This is a genomic window from uncultured Marinobacter sp., from assembly GCF_947259545.1.
Classification (GTDB): domain Bacteria; phylum Pseudomonadota; class Gammaproteobacteria; order Pseudomonadales; family Oleiphilaceae; genus Marinobacter.
The window spans coordinates 218,343-242,838 of the sequence record NZ_CAMYMK010000007.1 but is presented as its reverse complement, the minus strand read 5'-3'; the positions used below and the strand labels follow the sequence as shown (position 1 = coordinate 242,838).

Here is a 24,496-nt window from a genome sequence, read left to right as displayed (position 1 = left end):
ACGATGAGGTAGTTTTCAGAGCACACCTGTTCTGGCCCCGTTGAATCGACAAATCTGTGGAGCAAACCATGAGTGAAACACCGGATACCCTTGAAAATTTCACCTACGACGAACTCAAGGAAGGTGACTCCGCCACCTTCAGCCGAACGCTGACCGAGGACGAGCTAGTGCTGTTCGCAGCGGTATCCGGTGACGTAAACCCGGTACATCTGGACTCCGAGTTCGCTGCCGAATCCATGTTCAAAGAGCGCATCGCCCACGGTATGTGGAGTGGCTCTCTGATTTCCGCTGCACTGGCCACAGTCATGCCCGGGCCGGGCACGATTTACCTGGAACAAAACCTGTCCTTCAAACGACCGGTAAAACTGGACGATACCCTGACAGTCACCCTGACGGTACAGAAAAAAGAGCCGAAAAACCGCGTTGTATTCGATTGTGACGTTCGAAACCAGAGGGATGAGAAAGTGGTCAGCGGCGAGGCAAAGGTGATTGCCCCGACCAAGAAGGTTTCACTGAAGACGCCCCGCATGCCAAACATCATCATCGAGTACTGATTACCCCGGCAGAAAATCGATCGGAAATTTCACCTTACGGGCCGCAACATTGTCGGCCCCGAAGTTAAACAGCTGCACCCGCATGGCTATGCGGCGCTCAAGTTCCGGGTTATCCAGCTCGGAACTGACTACGTCGCAACGGGAAACCGAGCCGTCCGGCTCAATCACCAGTTCCAGCAAGACTTTGCCCTCCAGAGTGGGATCCTGCCTCAGTTCCCGACGGTACAGGGAATAAAGGGCGGTTTTCTGGGCATTAAACACCTTCCGGATATTGCTCATCCCCCTTTCCGCCGGGCCCGGTGCTGGTTTGGCGGCTGCCGCAGGTTCAGGCTCACGGGCCACTTTGACCTCGCGCACCTCGTGGCTTGCAACATCCACCTGCTTTTTCGGACCGCGCTCGCTGGTCACTCCGCCACTGCCCTGCAGGATCTCGGCAGAATCATCAATCGCCGGCGGTTGTCCCCCGGTGGCTCTGTCAGAGACATTGGCAACCAACGGCTGATCCGATTCCGGCCCGGGAGATCGGAGAGCTGCCAATTGCTCTTTCATGGCCAGCAGCCCGGACCGGGACGCCCTCTCCCTGGCCTGCTCGACGGTTTGCCGGTCCGGTTTGGGCGGAGAATCAGGCTTCGGCTGCTGGGGTGCGCTTTCCTGCGATTTGGTCGCGGGGGCGTCCGCTGCTGCCTCCTGTTCGGGTTGCGGTTCCGGTATCGGATCAGGGGGCTGGATGGGCGCCGGGGGCTCCCGCTGTTCAATCAGTTTTGCCAACCTCGGCGATACCTCTTCACTGTCACTGCGCTCTGGTTCAGGCAGTTCCAGACCGGGGATCCATGCCGCCAGGGGGATAAACAGGGCAAATGTGGCCAGTAATATGAGACCAAAGCGACCGTTTTCACCCTTTGCTGACGACCACGGTAAACCCGTGCGGTAACCGGAAGGTTCAGCCATTTCGAACCTCCCCGATGGATTCAACCGCAAGCCTCACCCGACGGTACTGTTGGTCAACACAGGTCTGCATTATCCTACGCAATAGCCGGTAACTGATGTCGCGACCGGCCAGGATGGTGACTTCCAGGCCCTGCTCAGGCACAGCACTCAGGCGCTCACGACGCCAGGCCAACTCATCGGCCAGGCCCGCCACTGTGCTACTTTGCGATTCAATACTGTCAAGGCGGGCCACCTCACGCCCCTGCACCAGTACCGACTGCCCACTGATCTGCACGGTGAGGGTCTCCTCTGCCTCCTGCCGAACAGAAGACATCGGTAGTGGCACATCTGCGGTGTTCTGCATCACCTTTACATCAGAGGAATTGACCATCAGGAAGAACACCAGAATGGTAAAAATGTCCATCAACGACACCAGATTCAGCCCGCCAGCGCGATGCATACGCCGGTAATGCCGCTGTATGCGGCGGGAACGACGGGAGGTTTTCATGTGTCCTCCGGAGCGTTCGCCAGGGCCACATCCGGAAACAGTTCCGCTTCGACCGGGCTGGCAACCACAACCGCCGGATAGGAACGCACGGTATCCATCGCGGTCACCAGGGTCTGGTAGTCAATATCCGGCCCGACTTCGAGTACCACATCGGTCTTGTCCGGCACTCTGGCCTTGATGCCTTTAAGGGTTTCAAGCAACCCGGCAAAGTCCTGTTCACTTTCCTTTAACGGTAAGGCGCGAATGACGCCGCGCTCACTGTCTGATACCTCGATGCCCTCCGGGATAATGGTCACAACCAGCCGCAACTGTTCGGCGGACGGCGCCTTCCCGGGCTCCATGCCCGGGAAGTGGAGCTCGATGGTACGAACCTGACTGAACACCATGCCCAGCAACAGGACCGGCACCAGCACAATCATCAGGTTAAGGAAGGCGGTGATGTCCAGCTCCGGGCTACTGGCGACCCGGCGATGTCTGCGTCTCATACTACGACCCCTGACTCAGGCGGCGGACTCCGCGGCGCCCTGATCTGAAATGATGTTAAGCAACTTCACACCCGCCATTTCGAAACTGTCGACGATCTCATTGGTGCGGGTCTGCAATAGCGCATGAAACATGAGCAGGGGGATGGCCGACATCAGGCCGAAAGCAGTGGTGTTCATCGCCACCGAGATACTTTCAGACAGCAGTGTCGCTTTCTGGGCCGGATCTGCGGCGGCAACGGCGGTAAACGCCGAGATCAGACCAATAATGGTACCCAGCAGGCCCATCAGGGTGGCGATGTTGGCCAGGGTCGCCAGGTACTGTGTACGCTTTTCCAGTCTCGGCAACACCTCCATCAGGCCCTCTTCCATGGCGTATTCAATTTCTTCCCGCCGATTATTGTTGAGCAGCCGGCCTATTCCCGCCCCCATAATCGACGCAATGGCACTGTCGGAACGGTTGGCGGCTTTCATCGCACGCTGATAGTCCCGTTTCTGCAGTAATGGCAGTATCCCTCTCTCAAATGCCAGCCGGTTGCGACGACGCATGGCGCCCAGATACAGAAAACGTTCCACGGTAATGGCCAGACCTATCGCCAGAACCACGGCGATGGGATACATAAACGGACCACCTTCCTGAAAAAAGCGAATGACGGTTTCCAGCATAATCAGACTCCTGCAGTTACTGCACAGACAGGTAAGAATCCGGTGACGGATTCAGGGTTTCACGAAATATCCGGTGGCGCTCAAGGGCCATCGGATCCTGGGGTTCAAGCAAATCGGGGGCACTGTCATCCAGCCTTGCCCGGGGCCGACGCGGCAAGGTCGGCGGCTGCCACGGAAGGATGTACAGCACACCGGGATCATCATCAGCCGAATGGGCGGTAATGCCTTCCACTCTCAGTTCGACAGGCGGAGAGTCGCCAGAGCGGTTCGCGGCGGCGGCGCCTGCTACGGCTGGTCCGCCGACCATGATTGTCAGTCCTGCCAACGCAACAAGACAGATTCGTTTGAGCATTTACTGAAGCCTCCGTTCCAGGTCCGCAATCCATCCGGCCACCCGTTTATCCTCGCTGCCAGACAGCTCGCGATATTGGCGGTAGTGAACCAGCGCGGCTTCGAGGTCTAACAGGTAGAGTTCAGAAATGACGGCGAGGTTGTAATGCAACTCGGGTGTGTCCGGGGATGATTGAATACCGGAACGCAGTAACGTTGCGGCTTCGCGAAATCTGCTCTGCTCCTTAAGTGACAGGGCCTGGTTGTTGATCTGCACCACATCCTCCCTGGTGACAGGCTCCACCCTGACTTCCCCACGGCTCTGGTCGGGGGCCGGTCGGCCAGCACAACCGCCCAGGACACCGAGCACAACCAGCATTACCAACACTCGGTACTCAGGCATCATCACTGGACTCCTCATTCCTCGTCATCCAACGCACATTCCGGTCGTAGCGTCCCGGAAACAGCTCAGCAAGAACTTCCAGGCTCTTACCGACCCACTCGGTGTACTCCCCTTCTGCCAGCAGCTCATGATTGCGCGCGTGCAGTCGGATAGCTTTCTCTTCGAAGGGATAAGCCTCTTCCTCAAGGAGCATTAGGTACTGTGCACGCTCAAGATCGTTCAGTTCGTCCGGCACCTCGGACGCCATCAGGTCCGCTGCCAGCATCCGATAGAGCTCAGCCCGCCGGAATAACGCTTCGGACTGAACGGTTTGCGCATCCAGCCGAATCGCCTCTGCAAACCGCTGCGTTGCCTTCTCAAGCGCTGCCTGTTTTCGTGCCAGCGACTCTGCCAGGGGATATTGCAGTGCTATCGCCTCAAATTTCCTGACACTCATGCGCCCCAAAGCCATAGCTGCACTGGCGGCCCATTTCAGGGTGTCAGGCGAATGCCATTGACTGGCGAGCTCGGTGCTCACCAGCTGCTCCCGATAGTTATCAGGGGACACACCCGAATCCACAAGCCGTTGACGCATGGTTTGGGCCTGGATGTGCTCAGCAGCGCTTACGGGCTCAGACGATTCGGCAAGGAATTGCTGGTAAATGCCATTACGACGATCAATGGCGCCGCCCTGATGAAACAGTTCCGCAGCGCGCAGTTGTCGGGGCCAATGAGGCTCACTCATTGAGGAGTTATCGATCAGTTCCGACGCGGCACGAACAGGTTGATCGGAACGGGTGTAGGCGAGGACCAGTTTGTCGCTGATGTCGACCGTCAGGCTGTGATCAGGAAATTCAGCGCGGAATCGTTTCAATTCATGGATAGCCGCCTGCCAACGTTCCGCCAGCATCAGACTGTTGGCGGCATCATAGAGACCCTTGATGGCAATTTCCGAGCCAGGAAGTACCGAGCCCACCCGCTGGAAATGCGTTACGGCCGCATCGGTAGCGCCTGCCTGCTGTGCGGCTTCCCCCTGGCGGTAAACTGACCTGGCCAGTTGTAACAGCACCTCATTCGCTTCGGCTGCATCAACATCGTCCAGGGCGTGTTCGCGGATCAAGGTAGCCGCGTTGTGCCACGCATGCTCAGCCAACCCGTGGTCGCCGGTTGCTGTATGGACCTCACCAAGCACCAGCCAGGCACTGTAGCGCTCATCGGGGCTTGCGGATGTTTGGGTAGTGGCGCGTTGGGCAAATCGACGGGCCTCCGAATACGCCTGCTGCTCCAGCCAGCGATTGGCAATATCAGCGTTAAGTCCGGAAAGTCGGAGATCGTCCGGGAAACGGTCGGCGAACCGGTCTGCCTCCGATGATAACGCCTGCAAGCTGGTTTCAAACGTTATGCGGTCGTCCAGGCTGTTCCGGTGAATGGTTATCGCGGCCCATGCCGCACTGGCCGCATCGCGATACCCATCGGCTCGATAGGCGGCTTGCCGATAGTTCTCCAAAGCGGGCTGGTCCTGTCCGGCCTGCAACCTGGCGTCACCCGCCAGTCTCAGGATCTCGCCCGGCTCGTCGGTTCGCTTGCTGAGCCCCTCATAATAAGCTGCTGCCTGGCCAAACCACCCTCCGGACCTTCTCTCCCCCTGTTCGTAAAAGTAGTCGCCCAACTGACGGCTCAGGGTGCGCCACAGATCCTGGTGGGTATCAGAAAGGGTTTCGTACCGATGATCACTTCTGTACGCCAAGACATAGTCGGCGCGTGCTTCGCGAACCCGGTCGCCTTTCCCGGCCAACGTCCATACGTCGATAACCTGGGCAAGAAATGCTGGTGCGGTCGGATGGTCCGGACGGGCCTGAGCATAGGCTCGGCTTACCGAAACGCTGCTATCAAACCTTCCCGTGCTGGCGTAATGATCCGCCAGTCGATCAAACAACAGATAGTCGTACTGCCTCTCCCCGTTACCGCCCAACCAGTCAGTCAGGGAGCCTGTGCCTGCGGAGTCAGCAGCCATCAATGCCAACACCCGCAAGGTGTCATCAACCAGTTCAACATCACTGGCGGAAACCCGCTTGATACTCGCGGCATTCGGTAACTGCTGATCAAGCACACTAACAAAGCTGGCTGCGGCGCGATCCCAGGCGTTCTTGCCCTGCTTGTACTGGCTCCAGCCCTGCATATAGCGAGCCTTGAGCTTGAGGCGGTCTCCGCCACTCCCGGAGATCAGTCGACCATACTCCAGCTCTGCGTCGGTGTAATTCCCGGCCGAGAATGCGGCTTCTGCGATTCGAAAGCGGGCTTCGGGAACCAGCGGGGATGCCGGATATAACCCGGTCAGTTGCCTTAACCGTTGAATCGAGTCATCCCCCTGCCCCACATAGGCGTGGGCCTTGGCCATCTGGTACAGGAGCTCATCCAGCTTTCCATGAAACGAGCCGCTCTGGATAATCGATTCGTAACTGTCCAGGGCTTCCCGGTATCGCTGCCGCTCCCGCGATTCGTCAGTCTGGGTGACCCGCCCGGACACCTGCCGGATGTTGGCAAGGCGGTTCAGCGCATCAACCCGTACCTGAGGCTCATCCGACGTGTCAAACAACCGCTGATAACGCCGGACCACCTCCGCCGGTGATATGGCAGGCATTGGACGGGACTCAAACTTCATGAATACCGGGCGCATATCGGCGATGGTTTCACCGTCACTACCCAGCTCAACGCGGAACGATTCCTGGCCGTATGCCAGAGGCCCAGCGCAAATGGTTAGCAGCAGACCAAACACCAACGGCCTCATCACTGACCTCCCCTTTCCAGAGTTTCCAGGGCGAGGTATTCATACAGATGGGCAATCTGCTGTTCGGTTTTGTCCAACGCATGCACCAACTGATCATCGTGCCTGCTCACGAACGCCAGCGCCATTCCATCAAGCCTGCCTTCCGCGCGCCGCCGGATTGAGGCCGCTCGCGACCGAAGTCCCCGAATCCTGGTCAGGACAGCTTCTGTTTTCCGCAGGAGCAGCTCAAGTCTGGCATCCCGGTTTGCCAGGCTCCCCCCCAACAATGCCAGGGACGCCTCCACGTCCTGTAACGTCTTGGCAGAACGGTTGAGGGTCTCCAGCTGAGCTGGACGGCCTGATTTGTCTTTCAGGCCCTCTAACCGGTCACGCAGACTCTCCAGCCTTGCAAGAAACGCCTCCGCGCGACCATTAACCGGATTGGCCGGCGTTTCAAGTCTGTCTTTGAGTGCGGCCCTGAAGACCTCGAGATTGTTCGCCTTTTCTTCCAACGAGGCCTCGACACTCGCCAGATCCGATACCTTGCCCATCAAATCCTGGGCGGCGGGGTCTTCCAGAAATCCCAACAGATAAGCCAGCCGCGGTTGTGTGAGGGTGCGGCTATCCGCCAAAAACCACTGCACCTCCGAATCCCGTGTATCCTTTACCAGCGTTTGCCACGCACCCTGCTGTCGAATCTGCGAGGCCAGATTGCGCAACGTCACGCGCTCACTTTCATAGGACGCGCTAGCGGCCAGATACGCTTCCCCTGCCTGACCGAGATAACCGGACAGATCGTACCCCCGCCCCATGCCCAACCAGGCATCCTGAACGCCGGGATAAGCCAGAGGGTATTTCTTCGCACGGTGCCAGGACTGCATTGCCCCACGGTGATTATCCCGGGCCGTCAACGCCAAACCATGAAAATACAGTGCGCGCGGGGTGTGGTAACTGTCGAGGGGTACCTGCTCGAGAAAGCCGATGGCCTTCTCATACTCTTCATTTCGATAGGACAAATAACCGGCACGCATCAGTAATTGGCTTCGCAGATTGCGATTACGATCGCTGACCGTGTCATGCTCAGACATCGCCAGAGCTACACGAAGCGCAACCAACGCCCGGGCCGGATTGAGATCCTGTTGGCTGTAGTCCGCCGCCAGATTCATATAGCCAAGAGCCGTCCAGTAACCGGCTTCCATCCCCGACAGAATTCGCCCAGCCCTGTCCCGGTGGCCTGCCCGGCGCTCGAGCTCCGCCAACTCGTAGAGTGCTTGCTGCCTGACCTCTCCGTAGCCGGCGCCAGCGGCGATCTGGAAACGCTGTTGAGCCACCGCTTCTTCATCTTCGTCCAATGCGATCCGCGCCAGGAGCAGCGCGGCGGCCCCACGTTGGTGCTCGCTCTCAATCTGGCGCTGCAGGAGTATGCTCGCCCTATCTGTCTGCCCCAGCGCCATCAACGCCTGCGCCTTGAGCCAGGCCCCGGGATAGCCATCCAGATTACGGGAATAGGTCAGGGACTGTTCCGGTGACCCCGAGGCCAACGCGAATCTGGCCAAACCAGCTGCCAGATCCTCTGCCGTACGGGCACTGGCTGCTGCCGACGATAACATCGTTATCGCAAGCAGAATCGATAAGCTGCGCCATTGACCAGGCGCCCGCCAACAACGGTCTACAAAGCTGACAACCATGGCCCTTACTTCCATTCCCTGAAAGAAACCTCTGGCTGGTAATCCGGCGACCTTGCATCCAGGGACATCTGGATACGGAATTGCCCTGGCGGCTTGCGGAAACGATGCGTGGATTCGCGCCTGACGTAGCGATCGTCGGCGGCACGGGCCGTCAACACCGTTTTAAGGACATGGTCACCGAGGGGAAGATTTCCGGTATACAACTGCTGGACACCGCCCTGCTGCAGCGCTCCGAATTCCCTGTCGGTGTACAGGTGGGAGGCGACCGGAGTGTCATCAACATACAATTCGACAGAGTCCAGCGTCAGGGCGTCTCTACGGGCAAGTGTCAGGAATACCGTCACCTGGCTGTCGGCCGGATGGAGAATACCTTCTTCCAGCGCGAAAACCTCACCTGCCAGACTGGCTACGTCTGCCTGTAGGCGGCTGATCTCTGCATCGAGTTCGTCCGACATCGCATCGTCGGAAAAAATCAGGATATAGCCGACAACGACCAGAAAGATGCCGATGAGCTCGAGCCGCCCTCTACCCGGAGCGGAGTCTGTTACCTGCCCTGCGGTGAACATACGCTTCCTGCCTCTTGTCATGCGCCGTTACACAATGACAAGAAGCGTAACACCCGGTTACTTTCAAGAACGGTATCCAGATCACCAATTGAAAAACTCGGAGTGTCGACTTATTTGACAGACGTCCAGGGCAGATTGGCGAAAACGAACGGCGAAAAAGACTAAAGGCAGGCTACTTCCCTGAAATTAAGGGAAATAATTCAGTTGGCCCCGGAATTGCTCCTAGGGAATCACGGGGGAGCTGTAACAGCAACCCCGTTTGGAATGCCGAGCTTTGCCGATGCCCTCAACGGCATCGGCTTTTTTTATTTGCTCAACTGCTTCATGGCCGACTCCAGGCCATCAATGGTTAACGGATACATATGATCGTTAACCAGTTGCCTGGTCATACCCAACGAACCACCGGTTCCCCAATAGTTCTCGGGCAGCGGGTTGAGCCACACCACTTTGCGGAAGTGATCGGTGATGCGCTGAAACCAGGTGGCGCCGGCTTCTTCGTTCCAGTGCTCAATCGACCCACCGGGATGAGAGATTTCATAGGGGGCCATGGTGGCATCCCCCACGAAGATCACTTTGTAGTCCGGTGTGTACTTGTTGAGGATATCCCATGTACTGGTGGTTTCGTTCATGCGGCGGATATTGTTCTTCCACACGCTCTCGTAAACGAAGTTATGGAAGTAGAAGTACTCCATATGCTTGAACTCCATACGCGCGGCGGAGAATAACTCTTCGCAGACGCGAACATGGGGATCCATGGAGCCACCAACATCAAAGAAAATCAGAACCTTGACCGCATTATGCCGCTCCGGAACCATTTTCAGGTCGAGATAGCCGGCATTACGTGCGGTGGAGCGAATGGTATCGTCCATGTCCAGCTGGTCCGCCGCGCCCTGGCGGGCAAACTTGCGAAGCCGTCGCATGGCGACTTTGATGTTCCGGATACCGAGGGTGACGCTGTCGTCCAGATCCTTGAACTGGCGCTTTTCCCAGACCTTTACCGCCCGGCCCTGACGACCGTTCTTCTGGCCAATACGGAAGCCTTCCGGGTTATAGCCATCGGCACCGAACGGTGAAGTACCGCCGGTACCAATCCATTTGTTACCACCGGCATGGCGTTCCTGTTGCTCTTCCATGCGTTTCTTGAAGGTCTCGATCAGTTCCTCCAGACCACCAAGGGAATCAATCTTGGCCTTATCCTCCTCGCTGAGATGCTTCTCGAATTCGGCCCGAAGCCATTCATCGGGAATCAGCATCTCCATCAGGTCCTCGAGGTTTTCGATCCCCTCGAAGTAGGCTTTAAAAGCACGGTCGAACTTGTCGAAGTGGCGCTCATCCTTTACCAGACACAACCGTGACAGGTAATAGAACTCTTCCATATTCGCAAAGGCCAGCCGGTTTTGCAGGGCCTCCAGCAGGTCCAGGAATTCGCGCAGGCTGGCGGGCACTTTCGCCCGCCGCACTTCGAGAAAAAAATCAATCAACATAACGTGTAGCTCTTGCTGAATGTCAGCTGCGACGACGAGCCATGAAGGCCAGCTTCTGCAACAGGTGAACGTCCTGCTCGTTCTTCACCAGAGCGCCATACAGCGGCGGCAACGCAGAGCTGGTGTCCTTCTCCTGCAACATTTTGGCAGATAGTTCATCCGCCATCAGCAGCTTCAGCCAGTCGATCAACTCGGAAGTGGAGGGCTTTTTCTTCAGACCCGGCACCTTACGTACATCAAAGAACACTTCCAGAGCATCCCGCACGATGGCCTGCTGCAACCCGGGGAAGTGCACATCCACGATGTCCTTCATGGTGTCGTGATCCGGGAAGCTGATGTAGTGGAAGAAGCACCGGCGCAGGAAGGCATCCGGTAGTTCCTTCTCGTTGTTGCTGGTAATCACAACGATAGGTCGTTTCTTTGCCTTCACAAACTGCTGTGTCTCGTACACGAAGAACTCCATGCGATCGAGCTCAAGCAGCAGATCGTTCGGGAATTCGATATCGGCCTTGTCTATCTCGTCAATCAGCAGCACCACCTGCTCGTCGGCCTCGAAGGCTTCCCAGAGCTTGCCCTTGACGATGTAGTTACTGATGTCCTTGACCTTTTCGTCCCCCAGCTGGGAGTCACGCAGGCGGGACACCGCGTCGTATTCGTACAGGCCCTGTTGCGCCTTGGTGGTGGACTTGATATGCCAGGGAATCAGCCTCATGCCCAGAGCAGAAGCCATTTCCTCCGCCAGCAGGGTTTTGCCGGTCCCGGGCTCGCCTTTAATCAGCAACGGGCGTTGCAGCGAGATAGCCGCATTCACCGCCATCTGCAGGTCATCAGTAGCTACGTATTTCTCGGTACCGGTAAACTTCATTCTGTTGGTTCCTGTTCGATTATCAATTTGTCCGCCGCGGAGTATAAAGCCTCATCCAGCCAGTGATAAGGGCTACGGCTGCTGCCCCACCCTCAGGGCTCCCGTTTGTCCCGGTGGCCCGGCTTGTCGCCGTCAGCGGGCCGGGCTTTCTGTTGTTCATCGCCATCCGAGTCCGGAAGATCATCAAACTCGGACAAATCGAAATCCTCCAGGCCAAACTCTTCCGCGCCGTCCTCTTCCTCATCATCGGCGACCGGGATGGCCTCTTCCGGCGCGCTTTCGACCTCGGGTTCGGGCTCAGTCTCAGGAGCAGCCTGTTCCTCAGCAGTATCTTCAGGCTCTGTCGCCGAGGTGTCTTCTTTGTCGGTGGCTTCCCGGGATTCCGGGGCCGCTTTTCTTTTACGACGGGCAACTGCAAACAGGGCACCGGCCACAGCTGAAAGCAGCAAGAGGCCGCCCGCGATCATGGCCCAGATCGGAAGCCCGGATTCTGCTTCCTCTGTTTCAGCAGCCTCAGCTTGTGGCTCTTCCACGGCGCTGACATCAATGGGACCGGGCGCGGCATCATCTTCTGCAGGCGTTGGCTCAGGCTGTTGCTCGGGCTCGGGCACCGATTCAGGTTCTGAGCCTTTCGCTGGTGCTGGCTCTTCGGATTCCGAAGGCGATGGTTCCGTCGTTGACGCTGGCGACTCGCCTTCCGGAACATCGAAACGGCTGATTCCTGAAAACTTGCGGGAGAACGTCTGCCCATCGGCAATTACATCGATCTTGTATTCCCCGGCCGAGGGCAGTCGGCCGATGATGTCCTGGTAAATACCGCTGTCCGCCCCCTCGCCCTGAGAAAGCACCTTGGTTCCACTGCGACCGTCTTCTGAGGTAATGGTGACTCGCACCTCCATGACATCGAGGAAATTCTGATCCGTCAGTTTGCTCCCGTCCTCGAAAAACGCAATCTGCAGCCGTAGCGGCTTTTCTTCAGAGAAGACCGGGGGCAGCGGACTCACCACCATGCGCATATCACTGACCACGGTCACCCGGCTGCCTTCCCCGAGTTCGCCATTCAGCCGCCACTCCCCGGCTTTCGGGTCGGTAACGGTAATCAGGTCATAGCCGGGTTCCCGGGCCCAGCGCATGGCAGTGGCGGGACGATCTACCCGCCCCGTATCCCCGTCCGGGTCAGTCAGGCTGAGTTTGCGGGTGTCACTGGTTTCTTCCTCTCCCCAGAAAATCAAAGCGGTAAATTCCTGCACCGCAGCATCCACACTGAAGCGGTTACCCTCGATCGGCACCTGCTCCTGGGGCACTGCGGCGTTCAGGGCTTTCACAAATGCCCTGCTGAGTGCATCGGCGGTAGGCGCAACGCTATAACTGCCGCCGGTTTCCTGCGCAAGAGTCTGGAGAAAGCTGACATCTGCCTCTGCGGATAGTGCCACGGTATGAAACGTGGCCCCCTTGGCAGCCAGTTCGTCCAGTAACGGCCCCAGGATACGCTCACGTTCGGCCCGGTTGACTTGCTCATCGTCGGAAATATCGACTTTACCATCCGTCAGCAGAACGAAATCGGTCCGGCTCAGATCCCCATCGGTATAATAGTCATCGCTGGCGACCTCAATCGCCTTACCAAGATTGGTACGCAGCGCAATGGAACTGATTTCTGCGGATCGGTCAATCATCTGCTCACGCCAGGCATCATCAACCCGATCACGGGGAACCAGCATGTTGACGTATTGGCCGAAGGTCCACAGACCCGCGTGGGCACCTTCAGGGAGCATCCTGGCAAGCAGCCGCACAGCCGGCTGCCGGAGGTTGTCCGGGTCGTTGTCTTTCATGGAACCGGATACATCCACAATGACCCGGACATCTGCCCCCTCAGGCAGCTCCAGCTCCCCTGTGCTTTGCGCGCCTGCCCACAGTGGCAGGCAGAGAATAGCAACGAAAAGGACGCTCGAAATCCGGCGCATCATGACTCCGCTCTGTGGATGTAACTTTGATTCAGCGCTTTACCAACCGATACCGGACCAGATCCAGCAGCCACACCAGTATCATAATCAGCGATGCAATACCCAGATTCATGATGGCCCGGCCCGAGGCCTCGGCATCGCCAAGGATCAGTTCATACCCCCCATACAGCCAGGCAGGCACCCACCAACCGCTGACCTCAGCGGACTCAACCGGCGTGAGCAACAGCACGACAAGGGCCGCCTGAAGCAACGTCCGCAGCCCGTAAACCGGCAGCATCCGGAACAGGCGGGATATCATGTAAAAGAAAACCACGAAGGAAACGGCGTAGAGAGCCCAGAAAATGCCGTATGCGAGTTGCGCGTCGTTATCGATCATTACAGGATCCAGTGAATTATGTGTTCTTCCCAGTCTTCTTCCGCTACGCCGGCTTCGGATACGACCCGCTGGCGAACGGAGACCCCGGCTTCATGTACCGTCTGCGGGTCGCCCGATCTTAGCGGGTGCCAGTCCGCCAGCGGGCGATTTTCCGCCAGGGTACGGTAAGCGCAGGTGTATGGCAGCCAGTGATAATCTGCCAGCGTGTCGGGGGTCAGCACCGTGCAGGCCGGAACTTTTTCCAGCCGCTGAGGGTAGACAGTGCATCGGCAGCTGTCCGTATCCATGTAGCGACAAACCAGATCGGTGTAGTACACCTCTCCGGTGTCTTCATCTTCCAGCTTGGCCAGACAGCATTTGCCACAGCCGTCACACAGGGATTCCCATTCAGCAGGCGTCATCTCATCCAGGTGCTTACGCTGCCAGAAGGGAATCTCTGCAATCATGACTGCCGCTGCTCCGGCTTCTTGCGGAAATCGACGACGTAGCCTTCTTTTTCCTCAGGCATCTGCAGATAAAAGTCCTTGTCCTCAATGGCATCGAGCACTTGTCTGCCATCGGTACGGGCCAGTTTGCGATCGGGCGTCAGCACCAGGTCCATGGCGTGGACCGGAGCACCAAAAATGCCGCGCAGACTCTCCGGGAGGTCGTCCCATACCTGCCCCCTTCGCACGTATATGTAGGTGTCCGCCTTCTTGCTACTGCGAAACACCGAAACAAACTGTTTATTCGTCATGACGTCAATAATTCCTCAAGCTGTTCACGAACCGGTTCAAGTATCTGACTGCGCCAGCCATTGGCAAAAAGGCCAGCCGACAGGTCAAGCTGATGAACCACGGCCTCAAGTCTTTTTCGGGGTGCAAGTAGTTCCACGGGCACATCCGCATTTTCCGCCGCTGTCACAATCACGCGCTTAACCTGCTTGTAAAAGGCCTGTTGCTGCCGCGTTAACGGCGCTGCAATTAACGGCATATCGGATGCATCAGCCTCGCGGCCTTCACTCACCAGTTGCAGTATCTTATCACCATAGCGCCGGGTCACTGGCTGAGGCAGCCCCTGGATGTTCGATAGCTCCCTGAGAGAACCCGGTAGTCGTTCCGCGATGGCAATCAGTAACGGATCTGCAACCACCCGGCCACGGGGCCGATCACGTCGACGAGACTCCTCCTCACGCCAACTGACCAGTTTCTGCAGGACCGCCTGCTGTTGCGGACTTAACGTCCAGCCACCACGCAATTTCAGATAATGGTGCTCCGGATCATCCTGAGCGGAGAGCTCGGCGGCAAAGCGGTCAGACTCCTCGAACAGGGCATGTTCCAGATTCCGCTCCCGAAGGTTGTCCATCACCCACTGATACATCGGCCCAAGAAAACGTATATCGTCCAGGGCGTAGCGTTCCTGCGCTTCGCTCAGGGGGCGTGATACCCAATCCGAGCGCGTCGCCGATTTATCCAGGGTTTCACCGAACAGGGTTTCCACCAGACGAGCATAACCAACTGAAAACCCGGCACCGGCCAACGCGGCGCCGATCTGTAAGTCCACCACGCCGACAGGAGTAAGTTGCAGCCAGTGTCGGAACAATTCGAGATCCTCACTCATGGCGTACAACAGCTTCGGTACCTCCGCATCCGCCAGGATCCGCCGGAACTCGCCAGACTGCTCAGCCACGCCGGGATCGACGAGGCAGTAATCACTGCCAAGCCCGAGCTGAACCAGCCCGGGAATCGGGAAAAAGGTACTGACTCGCTCAAATTCGGTATCCAGGGCCAGCGGCTGTCCATCGCCTTTCGTCAGCCACTGGTCCAGAGCCTCAGGCTCACGTATCCAGTGAACGGTGGCTGGAGCCGCCGGAGCCGGCACGGCAGGAAGGGTTAAAGCCATAGAAAATGCTCGATCAGTCTTTAGTCAGCCAGGGGCTTGCGCCCGCGGAATGCGTGAGTCAGGGTGAATCCGTCGACATACCCGAGTTCTCCGCCCACAGGAATACCGTGGGCCAGTCGGGTAATGAGCACGTTTTTACCGTCCAGGCGGTCGGCAATGTAATGGGCAGTAGCTTCACCCTCAACGGTGGGATTGGTTGCAAGGATCAGTTCCTTGACGCCTTCAACCTCAATGCGCTGTAACAGGCGCTCTATGCCGATCTCTTCTGGCCCCACACCATCAATAGGGGAAAGATGGCCCATCAACACGAAGTAGCTGCCACGATAATCGCCAGCCTGCTCAATGGCCAGCAGATCGGATGGGCTTTCAACAACGCACAACGTTCCGGTCTGGCGGGAGGGGTTTTCGCAGATGCCACAAAGCGGGGTATCAGCAAAATTCTGACAGCTTTCACAGCGGCGAACACCGGACATGGCGGTATTCAAGGCCTCTGACAGCCGGACACCGCCGGAACGTCCCCGTTCCAGCAGGTGAAACGCCATACGCTGTGCCGTCTTCTGCCCCACACCCGGAAGACACCGGAGCGACTCCACCAGCTCATCTACCAGCGGGCTAAACGCCATGAACAATCCTCAACCATACAATTAATAATGAGCTCTAAACTCTTGGGTTAAAATGGCATCTTGAAACCAGGAGGCATGCCCATTCCGGACATCAATCCGGACATTTTATCTTTCTGGTTTGCTTCCACCCGACGCACAGCATCGTTCACAGCCGCGGCAAGCAAATCTTCGAGAATGTCCTTCTCCTCGCTCATCAGCGACGGATCAATCTCCACCTTGCGAACATCGTGGCGCCCGTTCATGACTACCTTGACCAGTCCGGCACCAGATTCACCGGTGACCTCTGCCTTGGCAATCTCTTCCTGGGCCTTCTGCATTTCTTCCTGCATTTTCTGGGCTTTTTTCATCATGTCGCCCATGCCATTCATCATTTGTTCATCTCCTTCAACGGGAACCCTGTACGGGCCGGATACTGTCTTCGACTACCCTGCCCTCGAATCGTTCAACAATGGACTTCACCAGCGGGTCATTCCGGATGGCGGATTCCGCAGCCTGCTGACGCGCCAGACGCTGTCGCTCTTCCCACGCTGCCGGAGTCTTGCCGCCGGTCTCCCCCTGCTCTATACGCAGGTTGATGGTGTCGCCGAAGTGGTTTCTCAAGGCGGCGAGAATTTTTTCCTCATGCCGGGCGTTCAACAGACGGGCATGCCCCTCTTCCATCGTTAACAGGATATCATCTCCGTCACGGGTGAAAGCGGTGTGGCTGGCCAGGTTTCCAGGCATGCCGACAATACCGAGACTGCGAAAATCCCGCTCCCAGACAAACTCGCCAGAAAGTTCGGGCTCGGGTTCCCTCACCGGTTCAGCAACCTCTGGTTCAGGCCCGGCCATTTCGGTGGTTCCCGGTGGATCAGTTGGTTCCGGCCCTGATTCTGGTGGTTGTGGCCTGGGCTCCGATTCGTGGACGGGGTCGGCCTCAGCCAGATACTCAGGCACCGGGCCCGGTTCGAACTCAGGCTCAGGCTCGGGTTCCGGCATTGGCGCTGCGGCGGGAACAGGTGCCGACTCAGGTATGGCTTCGGGTTTCGCTTCAGGCTCCGGCTGCGATAGCTCAGCTACCGGTGGCGGCGCTGAATGCACCGGATCCGCTGGCTGGCCCGCTGGCGCCGGCGCAGGGTCGGGCTCGTCACGGGATTCCGCAGAGCCGGACTGACCAGCGGAACTGACGGTCGGCGGTTCACGACGATCGGTGCCAGGTCGGAAGGCCAGCATTCGCAGCAGGGTCATTTCGAATCCCATGCGGGCATCCGGGGTGACCGCCAGATCCTTCCGCCCCATCAAAGCCGCCTGGTAGAACAGCTGGGCATCTTCAGCACTCAGCTGTCGTGCCAGTGTCTGAACCTGGGCGGCATCACCGAGGGCGTTATCCACGCTGCCGGGCACCACCTGCTCCATGGTGACGCGATGAAACAGCGACAACAGGTCCGCCAGGATCACGCTGTAATCTGGTGCAAAGTCCGAGATTCGCTGGATCTCTGAAAGCAGCGACGGCCCGTTGTTCTCCACCAGGGCATTCACCAGTTTCTCGATATCCCGCTGGTCGATGGTACCCAGCATGTTGCTGACATCACTGGCTGCCAGCTTCTGATTACCGAAGGCAATAGCCTGATCTGTCAGGCTCAGGGCATCCCGCATGCTGCCATCCGCAGCCCGGGCCAGTAACCACAGTGCCGGCTCTTCAAACGGGACCTGTTCTTCTGACAGCACGTACTTCAGGTGGCCGGCTATGTGTTCCGGCGTCATGCGTTTCAGGTTGAACTGCAGACAGCGGGACAACACCGTAACCGGGAGCTTCTGGGGGTCGGTGGTAGCCAGCAGGAATTTCACATGCTCCGGCGGCTCCTCAAGCGTCTTCAGGAAGGCGTTGAAGGACTGATTGGTCAGCATGTGCACCTCATCGATGAGGTACACCTTGAAGCGGCCACGGGTGGGCGCGTACTGAACGTTGTCCGTCAGTTCCCGCATGTCGTCCACCCCGGTACGGGAAGCCGCATCAATCTCGATCAGGTCGACAAACCGGCCTTCCTGAATTTCCTGGCAACTGGAGCATTCACCACAAGGCGTTGGCGTGACACCGGTCTCACAATTCAGGCACCGGGCCAGCAGGCGGCCGATGGTGGTTTTACCCACGCCACGGGTACCGGTGAAGAGGTAAGCATGGTGAAGACGCTGATTTTCCAGAGCGTGAATCAATGCCTGAAGCACGTGCTCCTGACCAACCATGTCCTCAAATGTACGGGGGCGCCATTTACGGGCAAGTACCTGGTAGCTCATGTTTTGCCAACTGCTGTGAAAATGGCCTTAACCTTAGCATGGACATCAACTGATAAGAAGCCGCGAGGCCCTCAGTTCGGACTGGAAAAAACGTCGATTTCAGCGGGATAAGACAGCACGAAAGGAAAAATCTGGGGGTGACTCCACCAGCGACACTCCGGCACACAATTCCACCGCTGCGGCTGCTCCCTTCCGGGCCTGACCGGGTTCACGGTTTCATGTTGCGGAGGCACCAATGGAGCCACCATAACGGCGTTTCAGGACATTTCCCTGAAAGCGGCGCGCATATTAGCAAAAGGGTTGGCTGACTACAACGACTTAAAGAGGCAGCGGCACCTCGTCCTGACGAAACCAGCACGCCAGACTGTAACGGGCGCGGTTTGCGGGCAGCACTTCATGGGGAATTTCTTCACTCAGGAACAGCACTATCCTGCCCATCTCGGGCAGGATCAGACCACAAACCTCATCCTGATTGTCGCGGTTGAATACCTGAAGCTCTCCACCATCCGCGGGCTGCCAATCCTCGTTGAAATACAGCACCAGGCTGACCACCCGGGAAGCGCGCCCGGCAAAGCTGTCCAGATGTTTCCGATAGAAATCTCCGGACTGATAGGTCGCGTAGTGGGCCTCATAGCGCTTGAGCCCCAGAAACAAGCGGCGGTTCAGTCCCTCCCGGATCCGCTCCAGACATCGAAACAGTTCCCGCTGGGGCGGCGTAATACCTTGCAGCCAGGCAATCCTGTCTCGCCTCACCGAGCGGTCCTGCGTCAGATCCGCCCCGCGACCGATACCCGCTTTCTTCATCGCATCGGTCACATCCAGTATCCGCACCTCGTCACGCAGGGCGACCAGCAGATCATCTCCCAGATGGTCGCTGACATTGAGGCTTACCCATCCGGACTCGGTCAGTCCCTCAGCCAGTTGATCCAGCCATTCGTCGGTGATGCCTTCAAGGCGGAATTCGGTGGAAGCGACGCCTGATGGAATGTCGGTCTCGCCGGCTACGGCATCAAACTGACGACCGATGTCGGAGTTCAGGGTTTCCCTGATCGGGGTAACGACCGGATGGTCCATGGCGTGGCTCCTCTGCAAGCCCGGTATTTTATGCCGGATTCTCGCGGCAGGGACATTTTTAATTTACTCTGTTGGTAAGCAAATACACCTAATCCCCGGCTGACTGGCCGGGGATCGCCATACCGCAACATGAGGCATCGAGTGACAACACTACCCGGGCACTGGTCGTTTACCCGCTGGATTACCGTAGGGCAACTGGAAGCCATTGAAGTTCATCACCCTTTGTTTCGCGCACAACTGTTCCTCCAGGGCGCTCACCTCGCCCACTTTGCCACACACGACAAACCGGACTGGCTCTGGCTCAGTGAGACAGCGCGCTTTGAAACGGGCCGAGCGATACGGGGCGGCATTCCGATCTGCTGGCCCTGGTTCGGCGTTCCAGAGAAAAACCCGCCGGAAGTACGCAAACGCATCAAGACGAGCGATTCCCATGGTTTTGCCAGGACCGCACTCTGGAAACTGGAGGATGTTCGGGAGTCTGCCCACGAAGTCGAGGTCAGCCTGTCGCTGGCGGCCAATGAGGATTTTGCAGATGTCTGGACAGGCCACGCATTGTTGCTGGCGACCTTCAATTTTTCGGTGAAAGGCTGTCAGATTGCGCTGACCACAACCAACCTCAGTGATTCGCCACTGGCCTTTACACAGGCACTGCATACGTATCTGCCAACATCCGACATTGAGCGTACCCGCATCGAGGGCTTGGAGGGCTGCGATTATGTCGACACTCTGGAGGAATGGAGCTACCGGCAGCAAAAAGGGGATATGACGTTTCACGGGGAAACCGACAGGATCTATGAATCCGGTGCCCCACTGGTGGTCGCCACACCGGGTGGACGCCGCTCACTGGCAGCCATTGGCAGCGATTCGACAGTGGTGTGGAATCCCGGCCCCGAAAAAGCGCAGGCACTTTCCGATTTTCCCGACACTGGCTGGAAATCCATGCTGTGTGTCGAAACCGCCAATGCTCTCAGTGACTATCGGGTATTGAATGAGGGACAAAGCCATACCCTCGGGGTAATGATTGGACGGGTATAATTTAAAGGGAGTCACCATCCACAATGAGCCTGGCATCATTTCTGAAATCCAAACTGGTTCCTGCGGAGCTAAGTGAACAGATCGACCGTGTCCGCAAGCCAATAGGCAGTCTCGGGTATGACCCCTGGGGCTATAACAATGAAGCCATCAAGTATGGTTTTTCGCTCACCAGACTGATCTACGAGAAATACTTCCGGGTTCAGACAAGCGGCATAGACAAGATCCCGGCAGAAGGACCTGTGCTGATCATTGCCAACCACAGCGGTCAGTTACCCATTGACGGCATACTCATCGGCTACGCCCTGGCGTCCAGGAAGGACAACCCCAGAATCCCCCGGGCGATGATCGAGCGCTTCTTTCCGACCGTGCCCTACCTGGGCAATCTATTAAATGAAGTGGGTGCGGTACTGGGTGACCCGGTCAATTGCGCCAAAATGCTGGCCAACGGTGAAGCGATTATCGTGTTTCCGGAAGGCGTACGGGGCTCGGGCAAGCTGTATCAGGATCGCTATCAGCTCAAACGGTTTGGCAACGGCTTCATGCACCTGGCCATGAAATACAAAGCACCTGTTGTCCCCGTAGGCGTAGTTGGCTGCGAAGAGACAATACCGGCCATCGCCAATATCAAACCGCTGGCCAGGGCCCTGGGCATTCCCTACGCACCTGTTGCCCTGCCAGCGGTGTTACCGGCAAAGGTTCACCTGAATATTGGCGACCCCATGTATTTTGACGACCTGGAAATCCCCGAAGAAAAGGTGACTGACCGTGTTGAACAGGTCAAAGCCGAGATCAGCAAGCTGATTGACAAGGGACTGAGCGAAAGGAAAAGGCTGTTCTGATGAGCGAGCAACACAGACCCCGCATACTCGTTACCGGTGTCGCAGGGGCACTGGCCCAACAGGTGATTGACAGGCTCCGGGACCACTGCGACCTGGTGGCCGTGGATTTCCGCGAACAGGTCTACCTGGGTGACGACATCCCCAGCTACTGTATCGACTTCAACAAACGGGTTTTCGAGGACCTGTTCCGACGCTACAGGTTTGACGGCGTTATTCACCTTGGGCGCATCATGTCCAGCCAGCTCACCCGGATGCGTCGCTACAATGCCAACGTTCTGGGAACCCAGAAACTGCTGGACCTCAGTCACAAGTATGGCATCAAGCGAGTGGTGGTGCTTTCCACCTTCCATGTATACGGCGCTGTAGCGTATAACCCTGCGCTGATTGACGAGGAGGCTCCGCTGAAAGGCGTGGGCCTGAGCGCGGATCTGGTGGATTCCGTGGAACTGGAGAACCTCGCCAATATTTATCTATGGCGCTACCCCGAACTGAACATCACTATTCTGAGACCCTGCAACATCGTCGGCCCCGGCGTCAGGAACTCCATAAGCACCCTCCTCGCCAGCGAACGGGCGCCGGTGTTAGCCGGTTTTTCCCCAATGATGCAGTTCATCCACATTGACGACATGGCGGATGCGATCGTTCTCACCTATAACAAACCCAAACGGGGTGTTTTCAACGTTGCGCCAGAGGACTGGGTGGCCTATCAGCATGCGTTGAAGCTCTGCGGATGCAGTCGCCTGCCGATTCCGTCGGTGCCGCCGATGTTGCCAAAACTGATACTGAAAACGCTGAACCTGAGAAGTTTTCCGTCGTACTTGATGCACTTTTTCAAGTATCCTGTCGTCATTGACGGCAGAGCTTTTGCCAGGGAATTTGGATTCAGGCCCCAACGACCGCTGAAGGAGATCTTCCGATTCTATAGGGAGAACAAAAAGCCGGTTTAACAACGCAGGACGCGCGGCATGTTGAATGATCTGAGCCTTATCAGCCACTCCGCAGCAGCCATTTCGTTTGGGCTACTCGGGGTGCTGATCGCTTCCCATTACCTGCGCAGGGACATTGACCGGGTGTTGCTGCTCGCCTCCCTTGTGTCTGTCATCTGGGCAGGTGCCCTCGTCGCGCAAGTTCTATGGGGCCAACCCTCCTTCTTTGTCCGCTACATTCTGGAGCTTTTGCGGGACGCCGCATGGATAACCCTTCTGTTTGCCCTGCTCCGAAGCTCGTTTCGGGCAACAGCCATTGTGGGACGACTTCGTCGGATGCTTGCCATCGCCACCGTAGGCCTGCTTGCCTTCCTCCTTGTGTTCGGAGTACTGGAATACACCTTCGGCCTGGATCTCCTTAACGGAAAAACCAAAGTGGTCGGTCAGATTGCCCTGTCCCTGATGGGGTTGTCACTGGTGGAGCAGATCTGGCGTAACTCGGTATCGTTTGGTCGCTCAAGCATGAAGTACATTTGCATCGCAGTGGCCACGATGTTCGGGTTCGACTTTTTCATGTATGCCGACGCCCTGTTGTTCGGACAGATTTCCGATTCGTTCTGGAATGCTCGAGGCTTGGTGAACGCCGCTCTGGTCCCACTATTCGCCATCAACACCCTTAACACCAGAAAACAACCGGTGGAGTTCCAGTTGTCGCGGTCTGCGGTGTTCCACGCCGGTACCTTTATGTTCGCCGGCGCCTATCTTCTGTTCCTCGCAATTGGTGGTTACTACGTCAGGGCACTGGGAGGGGCCTGGGGCGAGGCACTTCAGGTGCTGTTTTTTACCATTGCCCTTGCCTTCCTGGCCACGCTCCTGACATCCCGACGGGTCCGGTCGAGGCTCATGGTGTTTATCAGCCAGAATTTTTTCGACTACAAATACGACTATCGCGAAGAATGGCTCAGAATGACCCGGGAACTGGCCAACCTGAGTGATGAGCCGCCCTTGCCTGAGCGAGTCATTCGAATCCTGTCAGGCCTGGTGGAAAGCAATGCCGGAGCCATCTGGCTTCGAGATGAACAAGACGCTTACGTGCTCAAGACAGCCGTCAACCTGACGACACCACGCTTTACCACTATTGATCGTGACGGAGAACTTTCCCGGTTCTTCAAGGATCGGGAATGGATTGTTGATCTACATGAATACTGCGAGGATCCTACACGCTACAACCTGCTGGAGATTCCGGACGCGATCACCCGTATTCCCGACGGCTGGCTCATTATTCCGCTTTACCTGGGAAACGATCTTTACGGCATAGCGCTGGTTGGCAACCCCTATGCTCCCGTCGAGCTGAACTGGGAAAACTTTGACCTGATAAAAGTCGTTGCCCGCCAGTCTTGCAACCTGCTCGCCCAGGCCGATGCCCAGAACCGGCTTTCCAGGGCCATGCAATTCGAAGCAGTCAGCAAGGCTTCGGCGTTCATGGTGCATGACCTGAAGACCCTGATCGCCCAACAGGCCCTGCTGGTCAAGAATGCGCCACGACATAGAGATAACCCTGCCTTCATCGACGATATGATCAACACTACGGATCACGCCGTGCGAAAAATGGCCAATCTGGTAGACCATATCCGCAAACCGACCGAGGATTTGGAGTCGAATGAAGTTCTGGATCTTCGTGAGCTGGTCCGTCAACTCGCCGAACATTACAGCCGCCGCGCCCCTGCCCCTTACTTTGCCGCCCCCTCCTCACCGGCACCAGTCAAAGCTGATCGCGAGCAACTGCGCAGTGTACTTGGCCACCTGATCCAGAACGCTCAGGATGCGACACCACCGGAAGGTGAAATCACCCTGACTCTGAAAACCGCCAAAGACAACGTTGTGCTGTTTATCCAGGACACGGGGGCAGGTATGACGGAGGAGTTTATCCGCACCCAACTTTTCAAACCGTTTGAAAGCACGAAAGGACTTACCGGTATGGGGATCGGTGCCTACCAGGCAAGGGAGTATGTCCATAAGGTAGGAGGCCATATTGATGTCACCAGCGAGCCCGATGTCGGATCCTGCTTTTCCATTCGCTTTCCCCTGGCGGCAAACGAACAGCCTGAGCCAGAAACGGAACAGGATCGTCCGGTGATTGAACTCACCAATCCCGGCCAGAGCGCCAAATAATTGACCATTATTGAATTTAATACACTCAGACGTTGCAAAGTGTCAATAATCGGTTAAAACTCAGTATAAGGATGGATTGCTCAAAATTGCATCAATACAGTCACCATACAGAAAGG

Annotated in this window: 25 protein-coding genes and 1 other RNA gene; 5 read left to right on the top strand and 21 right to left on the bottom strand. The window is 57.2% G+C overall.

What is annotated here, in order from left to right:
- The first annotated feature begins 68 nt into the window (after nt 1-68).
- Nucleotides 69-554 (top strand): MaoC/PaaZ C-terminal domain-containing protein, encoded by a 486-nt coding sequence (locus tag Q0Y21_RS08920; protein WP_297793994.1) that lies wholly within the window; start codon nt 69-71, stop codon nt 552-554.
- Here the strand turns inward: Q0Y21_RS08920 and Q0Y21_RS08915 are convergent, their stop codons facing one another.
- The 21 genes from Q0Y21_RS08915 to Q0Y21_RS08815 form a co-directional block, all read right to left on the bottom strand.
- Nucleotides 555-1,502 carry an AgmX/PglI C-terminal domain-containing protein gene (locus tag Q0Y21_RS08915; protein ID WP_297793991.1) on the bottom strand — a complete coding sequence of 316 codons (948 nt, stop codon included), beginning with the start codon at nt 1,500-1,502 and terminating at the stop codon, nt 555-557.
- Nucleotides 1,495-1,989, bottom strand: a complete 495-nt coding sequence (locus tag Q0Y21_RS08910) for a biopolymer transporter ExbD (RefSeq protein WP_297793989.1) — start codon at nt 1,987-1,989, stop codon at nt 1,495-1,497. Before Q0Y21_RS08910 ends, Q0Y21_RS08915 begins: the two co-directional genes overlap by 8 nt.
- Nucleotides 1,986-2,474: a biopolymer transporter ExbD gene (locus Q0Y21_RS08905; RefSeq protein WP_297793986.1), complete on the bottom strand. Its 489-nt coding sequence runs from the start codon at nt 2,472-2,474 to the stop codon at nt 1,986-1,988. The genes Q0Y21_RS08910 and Q0Y21_RS08905 overlap by 4 nt, the downstream gene beginning before the upstream one ends.
- Before the next feature lie 15 nt (nt 2,475-2,489).
- Nucleotides 2,490-3,137, bottom strand: coding sequence for a MotA/TolQ/ExbB proton channel family protein (locus Q0Y21_RS08900; RefSeq protein ID WP_297793983.1), 648 nt, complete (start codon nt 3,135-3,137; stop codon nt 2,490-2,492).
- A gap of 16 nt (nt 3,138-3,153) precedes the next feature.
- Nucleotides 3,154-3,489, bottom strand: a complete 336-nt coding sequence (locus Q0Y21_RS08895; protein WP_297793980.1) for a hypothetical protein — start codon at nt 3,487-3,489, stop codon at nt 3,154-3,156.
- Nucleotides 3,490-3,873 (bottom strand): hypothetical protein, encoded by a 384-nt coding sequence (locus Q0Y21_RS08890; RefSeq protein ID WP_297793977.1) that lies wholly within the window; start codon nt 3,871-3,873, stop codon nt 3,490-3,492.
- Complete coding sequence (locus Q0Y21_RS08885; protein ID WP_297793975.1) at nt 3,863-6,637, bottom strand: tetratricopeptide repeat protein; 2,775 nt, start codon at nt 6,635-6,637, stop codon at nt 3,863-3,865. Before Q0Y21_RS08885 ends, Q0Y21_RS08890 begins: the two co-directional genes overlap by 11 nt.
- The gene (locus tag Q0Y21_RS08880) at nt 6,637-8,226 is read right to left on the bottom strand and encodes a hypothetical protein (RefSeq protein WP_297793972.1); all 1,590 of its coding nucleotides are present in this window, start codon (nt 8,224-8,226) and stop codon (nt 6,637-6,639) included. Before Q0Y21_RS08880 ends, Q0Y21_RS08885 begins: the two co-directional genes overlap by 1 nt.
- Nucleotides 8,227-8,309: 83 nt before the next feature.
- Nucleotides 8,310-8,870 (bottom strand): AraC family transcriptional regulator, encoded by a 561-nt coding sequence (locus Q0Y21_RS08875; RefSeq protein ID WP_297793969.1) that lies wholly within the window; start codon nt 8,868-8,870, stop codon nt 8,310-8,312.
- 305 nt (nt 8,871-9,175) lie between these two features.
- Nucleotides 9,176-10,354 (bottom strand): VWA domain-containing protein, encoded by a 1,179-nt coding sequence (locus Q0Y21_RS08870; RefSeq protein WP_297793967.1) that lies wholly within the window; start codon nt 10,352-10,354, stop codon nt 9,176-9,178.
- Between the two features lie 22 nt (nt 10,355-10,376).
- Nucleotides 10,377-11,219, bottom strand: coding sequence for a MoxR family ATPase (locus Q0Y21_RS08865; protein WP_297793964.1), 843 nt, complete (start codon nt 11,217-11,219; stop codon nt 10,377-10,379).
- 92 nt (nt 11,220-11,311) lie between these two features.
- On the bottom strand, nt 11,312-13,183 hold the full coding sequence (locus Q0Y21_RS08860) for a VWA domain-containing protein (RefSeq protein WP_297793961.1): 1,872 nt from the start codon (nt 13,181-13,183) through the stop codon (nt 11,312-11,314).
- Between the two features lie 28 nt (nt 13,184-13,211).
- Entirely contained in the window at nt 13,212-13,556 is a 345-nt protein-coding gene (locus Q0Y21_RS08855) for a hypothetical protein (RefSeq protein WP_297793958.1), read from the bottom strand.
- Nucleotides 13,556-14,002: a YcgN family cysteine cluster protein gene (locus Q0Y21_RS08850; RefSeq protein ID WP_297793956.1), complete on the bottom strand. Its 447-nt coding sequence runs from the start codon at nt 14,000-14,002 to the stop codon at nt 13,556-13,558. Before Q0Y21_RS08850 ends, Q0Y21_RS08855 begins: the two co-directional genes overlap by 1 nt.
- Entirely contained in the window at nt 13,999-14,292 is a 294-nt protein-coding gene (locus Q0Y21_RS08845) for a YcgL domain-containing protein (protein WP_297793954.1), read from the bottom strand. Before Q0Y21_RS08845 ends, Q0Y21_RS08850 begins: the two co-directional genes overlap by 4 nt.
- On the bottom strand, nt 14,289-15,437 hold the full coding sequence (locus Q0Y21_RS08840; protein WP_297793951.1) for an HRDC domain-containing protein: 1,149 nt from the start codon (nt 15,435-15,437) through the stop codon (nt 14,289-14,291). The genes Q0Y21_RS08845 and Q0Y21_RS08840 overlap by 4 nt, the downstream gene beginning before the upstream one ends.
- Nucleotides 15,438-15,457: 20 nt before the next feature.
- On the bottom strand, nt 15,458-16,060 hold the full coding sequence (recR, locus tag Q0Y21_RS08835) for a recombination mediator RecR (RefSeq protein WP_297793948.1): 603 nt from the start codon (nt 16,058-16,060) through the stop codon (nt 15,458-15,460).
- 47 nt (nt 16,061-16,107) lie between these two features.
- Entirely contained in the window at nt 16,108-16,431 is a 324-nt protein-coding gene (locus tag Q0Y21_RS08830) for a YbaB/EbfC family nucleoid-associated protein (protein ID WP_297793945.1), read from the bottom strand.
- 13 nt (nt 16,432-16,444) lie between these two features.
- A complete protein-coding gene (dnaX, locus tag Q0Y21_RS08825) occupies nt 16,445-18,334 on the bottom strand; it encodes a DNA polymerase III subunit gamma/tau (protein ID WP_297793943.1) in 1,890 nt (629 codons plus the stop codon).
- Between the two features lie 141 nt (nt 18,335-18,475).
- An RNA gene (gene ffs / locus Q0Y21_RS08820) (signal recognition particle sRNA small type) lies at nt 18,476-18,572 on the bottom strand.
- An 80-nt stretch (nt 18,573-18,652) separates the two neighbouring features.
- Nucleotides 18,653-19,408, bottom strand: a complete 756-nt coding sequence (locus Q0Y21_RS08815) for a 2OG-Fe(II) oxygenase (protein WP_297793938.1) — start codon at nt 19,406-19,408, stop codon at nt 18,653-18,655.
- 141 nt (nt 19,409-19,549) lie between these two features.
- On the opposite strand from Q0Y21_RS08815, the gene Q0Y21_RS08810 reads away from it, so the two are divergent.
- From Q0Y21_RS08810 to prsK, 4 genes are read left to right on the top strand one after another with little or no spacing between them, the layout of a single operon-like run.
- Nucleotides 19,550-20,443 carry a D-hexose-6-phosphate mutarotase gene (locus Q0Y21_RS08810; protein ID WP_297793935.1) on the top strand — a complete coding sequence of 298 codons (894 nt, stop codon included), beginning with the start codon at nt 19,550-19,552 and terminating at the stop codon, nt 20,441-20,443.
- A 23-nt stretch (nt 20,444-20,466) separates the two neighbouring features.
- Complete coding sequence (locus tag Q0Y21_RS08805) at nt 20,467-21,282, top strand: lysophospholipid acyltransferase family protein (protein WP_297793933.1); 816 nt, start codon at nt 20,467-20,469, stop codon at nt 21,280-21,282.
- Nucleotides 21,282-22,229 carry an SDR family oxidoreductase gene (locus Q0Y21_RS08800; protein ID WP_297793930.1) on the top strand — a complete coding sequence of 316 codons (948 nt, stop codon included), beginning with the start codon at nt 21,282-21,284 and terminating at the stop codon, nt 22,227-22,229. The genes Q0Y21_RS08805 and Q0Y21_RS08800 overlap by 1 nt, the downstream gene beginning before the upstream one ends.
- Nucleotides 22,230-22,247: 18 nt before the next feature.
- On the top strand, nt 22,248-24,380 hold the full coding sequence (gene prsK / locus Q0Y21_RS08795) for an XrtA/PEP-CTERM system histidine kinase PrsK (protein WP_297793928.1): 2,133 nt from the start codon (nt 22,248-22,250) through the stop codon (nt 24,378-24,380).
- Nucleotides 24,381-24,496 lie beyond the last annotated feature (116 nt).